The 8,017-nt window shown below is 44.4% G+C and carries 2 protein-coding genes; both read right to left on the reverse strand.

All coding sequences use genetic code 11. The features are described 5' to 3' along the window. Positions 1–2 precede the first annotated feature (2 nt). On the reverse strand, positions 3–938 hold the full coding sequence (locus C8N46_RS18365; RefSeq protein ID WP_108116567.1) for a PorP/SprF family type IX secretion system membrane protein: 936 nt from the start codon (positions 936–938) through the stop codon (positions 3–5). Between the two features lie 74 nt (positions 939–1,012). Continuing rightward, positions 1,013–7,981 carry a Calx-beta domain-containing protein gene (locus C8N46_RS18370; protein ID WP_211314511.1) on the reverse strand — a complete coding sequence of 2,323 codons (6,969 nt, stop codon included), beginning with the start codon at positions 7,979–7,981 and terminating at the stop codon, positions 1,013–1,015. Between the last annotated feature and the right edge of the window lie 36 nt (positions 7,982–8,017).

Here is an 8,017-nt window from a genome sequence, read left to right on the forward strand (position 1 = left end):
TTTTAGAAGAATCTTGGTGAGATTATTTTATCGCGGCTATTAAACAGTTCGAAGCGTAAAAAGACTTCATACGAGCCATCGTTAAACTGTGTATTTCCTAGTTCGGTAATTTCTCGATCGTATGCAAAGCCAATCATAAAACTATCTGAAAGTTGCAATCCGACCAATCCGCTAAAAGCAGCGCTCCATCGGTAGGCAGCTCCAAGCGTTAGTTTTTCATTGATAAGAAAGTTTGCGGATAAATCGGCTTGTAAAGGCGCTCCAGATACCGCTTTAAAAAGTACAGCTGGTTTAAACTTTACACTATCGCTCATGTCAAAAACATATCCACCAATCAGGTACAAATTGATACGTTCTTTGGCGGTTGATAGCGATGATTCATCAAAGTGTTTTGTTTCTAATAAATTTGGCGCTGATAAACCTACATACCATTTTTCAGAGTTTCGGTAGTAAATTCCGGCTCCGACATTCGGAGAAAATTTGTTATCAATATTTGCTTGTAATAACTGGTCGTTTGAGTTGTATTGATTCAAACAGTCAAAACACACATCTAATAAATGGCCACCTGCTTTTACACCGAAAGAGAGTTTTCCGTTTTCAGAGGTTTGTATCGTATATGAGAAATCAATATCGAAATAGGTTTCATCTGTTGGTCCAATTTGGTCATTTATGATAGAAACTCCCAATCCTACTTTGCCCTTTTTCCCCATTGGTGTGTGTAAGTTGAGCGTTTGCGTACGTGGCGCACCTTCTAAGCCTACCCATTGCGAACGGTGGAGTCCTGCAATGCTCAAAGCACCTCTAGAACCTGCATACGCTGGATTGATACTAATTGTATTGTACATGTACTGCGTATATTGCGCATCTTGCTGTCCATAACTTTCTATGGAAAATACTGTGCTCAATAAAACTATGATGACGATGATTTTATTTCTCATTATAGTATGCTGTGTTTTTGTTTATTAGTTATAGCGAACATACTACTTTATATAGTATGCTCGCTACTCTTTTGTTATCGTTGTATGTATAAGTAACCTGCTTTGCTTTTCGACACACCGTTTGCTACATAATCAACAACGTAGTAATAGGTTCCTACTGGCAATAATTTGTTCTTCTGAATGGTTACTCGTCCATCAGAGACTCCTGTAAAGAAGTTTCCATTTTGACCATATCCTTTGGTTTCGTACACTAAAACTCCCCATCGGTTGTAAATACGCACTTGGTTATCTGGATATAGAAGGATGTTTCTAATTGTGAATACATCATTATCGCCATCACCGTTTGGTGTTACTGCGTTAAATATTTCTATATCTTCTGATGGATTTGCGTTGTTCACATCTAAGAAGTTTGGCAATCCGTCTCCGTCATCGTCATGCGTTCCGTCTGGTCCATTTGGTATTCCATCACCATCACAATCACCATCAATCCAATCTTGACTCGGATCTAGCGTAATATCATCCACATTTAAGTCACAAGGATCTAATGGATTTGTTGGATCTTCTCCGTCAGGCGGGAATAATTCATCTCCATTGCTCACACCATCGCCATCACAATCACCTTGTAAGAACGCATCTGTTGGCATCATTACAATATCTTCTCCATTGAAATCACATGGATCATTCGGATTTGTTGGAGTTTCGCCGTCTGGCGGATTTAATTCGTCACCATTCGTTACGCCATCACCGTCACAATCTGCGTCTAGGTAATCACCAGAAGGCGTGACAGTAATATCATCTGCAATTGAATCACATGGATCGTTTGGATCTGTTGGTGTTTCGCCGTCTGGTGGATTTAATTCATCTCCATTGGTTACTCCATCACCGTCACAGTCTGCTGCTAGATATGCGCCGCTTTGTGCTACTGTTACATCATCTGCAATTGAATCACAAGGATTGTTTGGATCTGTTGGTGTTTCACCATCTGGTGGATTTAATTCATCACCATTGGTTACTCCGTCACCGTCACAGTCTGCTGCTAGGTATGCGCCACTTTGTGCTACCGTTACATCTGTAGCTACAAAATCACATGGATCGTTTGGATCGGTTGGTGTTTCTCCGTCTGGTGGATTTAATTCGTCACCGTTAGTTACTCCGTCACCGTCACAGTCTGCTGCAAGATATGCGCCACTTTGTGCTACTGTTACATCATCTGCAATTGAATCACATGGATCGTTTGGATCCGTTGGTGTTTCGCCATCTGGCGGATTCAACTCGTCACCGTTAGTTACTCCATCACCGTCACAGTCTGCTGCTAGGTATGCGCCACTTTGTGCTACTGTTACATCATCTGCAATTGAATCACAAGGATTGTTTGGATCGGTTGGTGTTTCGCCATCTGGTGGATTTAATTCGTCACCGTTAGTTACTCCGTCGCCGTCACAGTCTGCTGCTAAGTATGCGCCACTTTGTGCTACTGTTACATCAGTATCTACAAAGTCACATGGATCATTTGGACCTGTCGGTGTTTCACCATCTGGTGGATTTAACTCGTCACCGTTGGTTACTCCATCACCGTCACAGTCTGCTGCTAGGTATGCACCACTTTGTGCTACTGTTACATCATCTGCAATTGAATCACATGGATTGTTTGGATCTGTTGGAGTTTCGCCATCTGGTGGATTTAATTCATCACCATTGGTTACTCCGTCGCCGTCACAGTCTGCTGCTAAATATGAGCCGCTAACAGCTACACTTTGGTCACCATCTACAAAATCACATGGATCATTTGGATTCGTTGGAGTTTCTCCATCTGGTGGATTTAATTCGTCACCATTGGTTACTCCGTCGCCGTCACAGTCTGCTGCTAGATATGCGCCGCTTTGTGCTACTGTTACATCAGAATCTACAAAGTCACATGGATCGTTTGGATCGGTTGGTGTTTCACCGTCTGGTGGATTTAATTCGTCTCCATTAGTTACTCCATCGCCATCACAGTCTGCTGCTAAATATGTTCCGCTTACTGCTACAGTTTGGTCGCCATCTACAAAGTCACAAGGATCGTTTGGATTCGTTGGTGTTTCTCCATCTGGTGGATTTAACTCGTCACCATTGGTTACTCCGTCACCGTCACAGTCTGCTGCTAAATATGCTCCTGATTGTGCTACCGTTACATCATCTGCAATTGAATCACATGGATCGTTTGGATCTGTCGGTGTTTCACCGTCTGGTGGATTTAATTCGTCACCATTAGTTACTCCATCACCATCACAGTCTGCTGCTAAATATGTTCCGCTTTGTGCTACCGTTACATCAGAATCTACAAAATCACATGGATCGTTTGGATTTGTTGGAGTTTCGCCATCTGGTGGATTTAATTCGTCACCATTGGTTACTCCATCACCGTCACAGTCTGCTGCTAGATATGTTCCTGATTGAGCTACTGTTACGTCATCTGCAATTGAATCACATGGATCGTTTGGATCTGTTGGAGTTTCACCGTCTGGTGGATTTAACTCGTCACCATTGGTTACGCCGTCGCCGTCACAGTCTGCTGCTAGATATGCTCCACTTTGTGCTACTGTTACATCTGTAGCTACAAAATCACATGGATCGTTTGGATCGGTTGGAGTTTCGCCGTCTGGTGGATTTAACTCGTCACCGTTGGTTACGCCGTCGCCGTCACAGTCTGCTGCTAAATATGTTCCGCTTACTGCTACAGTTTGGTCGCCATCTACAAAGTCACATGGATCATTTGGATCTGTCGGTGTTTCACCATCTGGTGGATTTAATTCGTCACCGTTGGTTACTCCATCACCGTCACAGTCTGCTGCTAGGTATGCTCCTGATTGAGCTACTGTTACGTCATCTGCAATTGAATCACATGGATCGTTTGGATCTGTTGGAGTTTCGCCATCTGGTGGATTTAACTCGTCACCATTGGTTACTCCGTCACCGTCACAGTCTGCTGCTAGATAAGCTCCACTTTGGGCTACCGTTACATCATCTGCAATTGAATCACATGGATCGTTAGGATCTGTTGGTGTTTCGCCATCTGGTGGATTTAATTCGTCACCATTGGTTACTCCGTCGCCGTCACAGTCTGCTGCTAGATATGTTCCGCTTACTGCTACAGTTTGGTCGCCATCTACAAAGTCACATGGATCATTTGGATCCGTTGGTGTTTCTCCATCTGGTGGATTTAATTCGTCACCGTTGGTTACTCCATCACCATCACAGTCTGCTGCTAAATATGCGCCACTTTGGGCTACCGTTACATCTGTAGCTACAAAATCACATGGATCGTTTGGATTTGTTGGAGTTTCTCCGTCTGGTGGATTTAATTCGTCTCCGTTGGTTACTCCATCACCGTCACAGTCTGCTGCTAAATATGCGCCGCTAACTGCTACAGTTTGGTCACCATCTACAAAGTCACATGGATCGTTAGGATCTGTTGGTGTTTCGCCATCTGGTGGATTTAATTCGTCACCATTGGTTACTCCGTCGCCGTCACAGTCTGCTGCTAGATATGTTCCGCTTACTGCTACAGTTTGGTCGCCATCTACAAAGTCACATGGATCATTTGGATCGGTTGGAGTTTCACCGTCTGGTGGATTTAATTCATCACCATTGGTTACTCCGTCGCCATCACAGTCTGCTGCTAAGTATGCACCACTTTGTGCTACCGTTACATCATCTGTAATTGAATCACAAGGATCGTTTGGATCTGTTGGAGTTTCGCCGTCTGGTGGATTTAATTCGTCACCATTGGTTACTCCGTCGCCGTCACAGTCTGCTGCTAGATATGCTCCACTTTGTGCTACTGTTACATCATCTGCAATTGAATCACATGGATCGTTTGGATCTGTTGGTGTTTCGCCGTCTGGCGGATTCAACTCGTCACCGTTAGTTACTCCATCACCGTCACAGTCTGCTGCTAGGTATGCGCCACTTTGTGCTACTGTTACATCTGTAGCTACAAAATCACAAGGATCGTTTGGATCCGTTGGTGTTTCGCCATCTGGTGGATTTAACTCGTCACCATTGGTTACTCCGTCGCCATCACAGTCTGCTGCTAAATATGCGCCGCTTACTGCTACAGTTTGGTCACCATCTACAAAGTCACATGGATCGTTAGGATCTGTTGGTGTTTCGCCATCTGGTGGATTTAATTCGTCACCATTGGTTACTCCGTCGCCGTCACAGTCTGCTGCTAGATATGTTCCGCTTACTGCTACAGTTTGGTCGCCATCTACAAAGTCACATGGATCATTTGGATCCGTTGGTGTTTCTCCATCTGGTGGATTTAATTCGTCACCGTTAGTTACTCCATCGCCGTCACAGTCTGCTGCTAGATAAGCTCCACTTTGTGCTACTGTTACATCAGAATCTACAAAGTCACATGGATCATTTGGATCCGTTGGTGTTTCACCGTCTGGTGGATTTAATTCGTCACCGTTGGTTACTCCGTCACCATCACAGTCTGCTGCTAAGTATGCTCCTGATTGTGCTACCGTTACATCATCTGTAATTGAATCACAAGGATCGTTTGGATCTGTTGGTGTTTCGCCATCTGGTGGATTTAACTCGTCACCATTGGTTACTCCGTCACCGTCACAGTCTGCTGCTAAATATGTTCCGCTTACTGCTACAGTTTGGTCGCCATCTACAAAGTCACATGGATCATTTGGATCCGTTGGTGTTTCTCCGTCTGGTGGATTTAATTCGTCACCATTGGTTACTCCGTCGCCGTCACAGTCTGCTGCTAGATATGCTCCTGATTGTGCTACTGTTACATCAGTATCTACAAAGTCACATGGATCGTTTGGATCTGTTGGTGTTTCACCGTCTGGTGGATTTAATTCGTCACCATTAGTTACTCCATCGCCATCACAATCTGCTGCTAAGTATGCGCCACTTTGTGCTACCGTTACATCAGTATCTACAAAATCACATGGATCGTTTGGATCTGTTGGTGTTTCACCGTCTGGTGGATTTAATTCGTCACCGTTGGTTACTCCATCACCGTCACAGTCTGCTGCTAAATATGCGCCACTTTGTGCTACCGTTACATCAGTATCTACAAAATCACATGGATCATTTGGATCTGTTGGTGTTTCACCGTCTGGTGGATTTAATTCGTCACCATTGGTTACTCCGTCGCCGTCACAGTCTGCTGCTAAATATGCGCCACTTTGTGCTACCGTTACATCAGTATCTACAAAGTCACATGGATCATTTGGATTTGTTGGTGTTTCGCCGTCTGGTGGATTTAACTCGTCACCGTTGGTTACGCCGTCGCCGTCACAGTCAGTTGTTGGATCGGAAGTACAGATATCATTATCTATAATCGTGACAGTTCCACTTGGATCTGTATTACTAGTATTTCCACTAGTAACAGTTCCATTTACAATAAAATCTTCGTCAGATTCATCAACTACATCATCCGTAATCGGAACAGATACATTTATACTTGTTGCTCCCGCTGGAATAGTTACTGTTATTGTAGTTGTAGTATAATCGTTTCCACTTGTTGCAGTACCATCAGTTGTAGTAATACTTATTACAGTATCCACACTACTTGGCGTATCTATACTCACTGGAACACTTGCAGTACCATCTGCTTCGTCTACTATTACATCACCAATAGTTACTGTTGGTAAATTGTCATTGTCTGTAATTGTTACTGTTCCACTTGGGTCTGTATTACTTGTGTTTCCGCTAGTAACCACTCCATTAACAGTAAAGTCTTCCGTCGGTTCACTAATACTGTCGTCTGTAATTGGAATACTAATATCAATACTTGTTTGTCCCGCTGGAATCGTCGCTGTTACTGTGGTGGTCGTATAATCTGCCGTTCCTGCCGTTCCTGTAGTGGTTGTAATACTTACGACCGTATCTACGTTACTTGGATTACTTAATGCAACTGGAACAACAGCATTTCCTACACCTTCATCTACAGTTACATCACCAATTACTATTGATGGTTCATCATTATCGGTGATAGTCACTATGCCACTATCACTTGCATTGGACGTATTGCCACTTACTACAGTTCCACTCACGGTAAAGTCCTCGGTTGGTTCACCTACCAAATCATCGGTGATTGGAATCGATACGTTTACTGTAGTCTGACCCGCTGGAATCGTTGCCGTTACTGTCGTAGTGGTATAATCCGCTGGATCGGTCGCTGAGTTGTCCACTGTAGTGATGCTCACTACCGTATCCACACTACTTGGATTGTCGATACTTACTGGTACTGATGCCGTGCCGGTGTCTTCTGCAACGGTGACATCGCCTATGCTAAAGCTTGGAGTATCATTATCGGTGATAGTCACTATGCCACTATCACTTGCATTGGAAGTATTGCCACTTACCACAGTTCCACTCACGGTAAAGTCCTCGGTTGGTTCGCCTACCAAATCATCGGTGATTGGAACAGATACATTAACTGTAGTCTGACCCGCTGGAATCGTAGCCGTTACTGTCGTGGTGGTATAATCCGCTGGATCGGTCGCACTGTTGTCCACCGTAGTGATGCTCACTACCGTATCCACACTGCTTGGATTGTCGATACTTACTGGTACTGATGCCGTGCCGGCGTCTTCTGCAACGGTGACATCGCCTATGCTAAAGGCTGGAGTATCATTATCGGTGATAGTTACTATGCCACTATCACTTGCATTGCTTGTGTTGCCACTTACTACAGTTCCACTCACGGTAAAGTCCTCGGTTGGCTCGCCTACCAAATCATCGGTGATTGGAATAGATACGTTTACGCTCGTTGCTCCTGCTGGAATCGTCGCGGTTACTGTCGTAGTGGTATAATCCGCTGGATCGGTCGCTGAGTTGTCCACCGTAGTGATGCTCACTACCGTATCTACACTGCTTGGATTGTCGATACTTACTGGTACTGATGCCGTACCGGCGTCTTCTGCAACGGTGACATCGCCTATGCTAAAGGCTGGGGTATCATTATCGGTGATAGTCACTATGCCACTATCACTTGCATTGGACGTATTGCCACTTACCACAGTTCCACTCACGGTAAAGTCCTCGGTTGGTTCGCCTACCAAATCATC

The sequence above is a fragment of the Kordia periserrulae genome, assembly GCF_003054265.1.
Classification (GTDB): domain Bacteria; phylum Bacteroidota; class Bacteroidia; order Flavobacteriales; family Flavobacteriaceae; genus Kordia; species Kordia periserrulae.